Source organism: Rothia sp. HMSC066G02, assembly GCF_001813145.1.
Taxonomy (GTDB): Bacteria; Actinomycetota; Actinomycetes; order Actinomycetales; family Micrococcaceae; genus Rothia.
In genome coordinates, this window is record NZ_KV811576.1 from 1 (window position 1) to 2,033 (window position 2,033).

The following is a 2,033-nucleotide window of genomic DNA, read 5'->3' on the forward strand; positions in this document are numbered from 1 at the left end:
CGAGGAAGCTCGTTCACCGTCACATCAACTTCAACTTCCGGAAGCTAAATATATGGTTACTTTTCAGGCTTATGCCGTCCCTGTATCTTTTCAAGGTGAGTGCGCTGAGGTTCTCACGATGCGGTTCAAGCATCTAACTCAGACAAGTCAGATGTTTACTCGCTAAAGGTATTTATTCGTTTAATGATCTCATTTGTTGTCTGAACAATGAGTGTTCTTCTTAAGTTGATGTATTAGATATTTCAACTCACAACAAATGTAGAAAATTTATGTATCCCCAAGGATTATTGCCGTGACTATGATTTTTCGTAGCTCTCGTAGAGGTTTTATGAAGGGCGTGCTAGGCGTTGGTAGCGTCTTAGCTTTGAGCGCCTGCTCATCCACGCCAAAAACCAAAGATAATAACTCAAAAGAAACCCCTTCGGCAACAGCTAGCGCCTCCCCGAAGCATAATGCCTACGCAAAACCATTCCATGACGATTATGATTACCGCGAGGCAATCAACGATCCGAAAAATGTATTTAATATCGGCATATATGAACCAGCAACGGAAGCACATCCCGCATACGCTGCGCCGCCGCCATACTACAACAGCACATACGAGCGTAATATGACGGCTTCTTCCATGAATATCGCGGTCACTTATTATGCAAATTATCAGAACTATATGCTTCTATCCGGAGACTCGCGACGACTTCATCTTGAAAATATGTTAGGCGGATTGTTCTTCCCCACCATTCAAGAACTCTACGACAACGCTAGTGGCTGGGTCATTACCCCGAACCAGCGAATTCTTAATTTCAAGATTCTTGAACCTCAGCCCCGTATTGTGGATGAAGCAAATCACCTATGCGAAATTAACGTTCGATACGACCTGAAACCAGAGGCGAAAGTCTTTATCACGGCAGAGAAAAAGCTCTACCCGATTACTGATTTTGACACCCGCAACCTTGTTACAGGCGGTTCCATCTACGGAACTATGGTGTGCCGATTCTTAGATCCAAAGTGGGAAGTGAACTTTACCCCCACATATGGTCCTGTACAGGGGAACTAGAGGAAAGGAAGACCAATGAAGGAAAACAATAACACCCCTGCTCCCCAGGAATCCTCAACCGGTAATAACCCATCAGAGCCGAAGAAGAACCCCAAAATCTCTCGTCGTGCCCTGCTGTTGGGATCTGCTGTGGTAGGTACCGCTGCGGCATCAGGTCTGTACGTAGCTGGCTCGAACTGGAGAGCTTCGCTAAAAGAGCGAATCGCGCAAGAAGATACCGCGTGGGAGCGAAATCAGGCGCTCGCCGCCGCTGAACCTGCAACAATAATTGCAGAAGAAAGCTATAAGAATACTGCAGCAGGTCTATCTGGTCCGCTGGTATATACCGCATACCGAAAAGATGGAGTCTACGTTCCCGCAACCCGTGAGAGCCCCGCGCAGAATGTACCCTACCCGGTTATCCGCGAGAAGATGAATACATACGATATTTCAGGTATGTACTTATTCTTTGCCTACTATAATGCCGCCAAGAACTACGGGTATTTGACCGGTGATCTTGAGCCCCTAGCAAAGATAGTTGACCCCGAAAAAGTTATCTTTTCTAATGTGTACGAATTTATCACCAATAACCAGGGGTGGATTGTTTCGGATCAAGAAATCGAATCGTATATGGTGGAAACTCACGGATACGGTAGCCGAGAGATTCAGGGACGAAAAATATACAAGCTTCAGACGGAATTGTCGATATATGGAGACGCCTATTTTGTGTACCGCGATACCGGTGAAGTGAAGTATTTTCGGGATATGTTTCATACTGACCGCCACCCGACTATAGATTTCTACGGCGAGTTTTTGGACGGACGCTGGGTAAGCGTTGACGAAAATCTGCAAGGTGACCTTTTGTTGCCCAAGGGTGTTTCTGTTGCTGGATACACGAAATAGATTCGTGAATTCAAAATAGCATTAGGTAATAAGAGATATATTTTAGGAAGGAGAGGAAATGACTATCGACCCGGAGTGGACTAAAAAATTCTTCAAC

Annotated in this window: 2 protein-coding genes; both read left to right on the forward strand. The window is 45.5% G+C overall.

Annotation, left to right across the window (positions count from 1 at the left end; genetic code table 11):
• Positions 1-298: 298 nt before the first annotated feature.
• Complete coding sequence (locus tag HMPREF2894_RS00700) at positions 299-1,054, forward strand: DUF6318 family protein (protein WP_246823467.1); 756 nt, start codon at positions 299-301, stop codon at positions 1,052-1,054.
• Between the two features lie 15 nt (positions 1,055-1,069).
• Positions 1,070-1,936 carry a DUF6318 family protein gene (locus tag HMPREF2894_RS00705; RefSeq protein WP_070592976.1) on the forward strand — a complete coding sequence of 289 codons (867 nt, stop codon included), beginning with the start codon at positions 1,070-1,072 and terminating at the stop codon, positions 1,934-1,936.
• Positions 1,937-2,033: the final 97 nt, after the last annotated feature.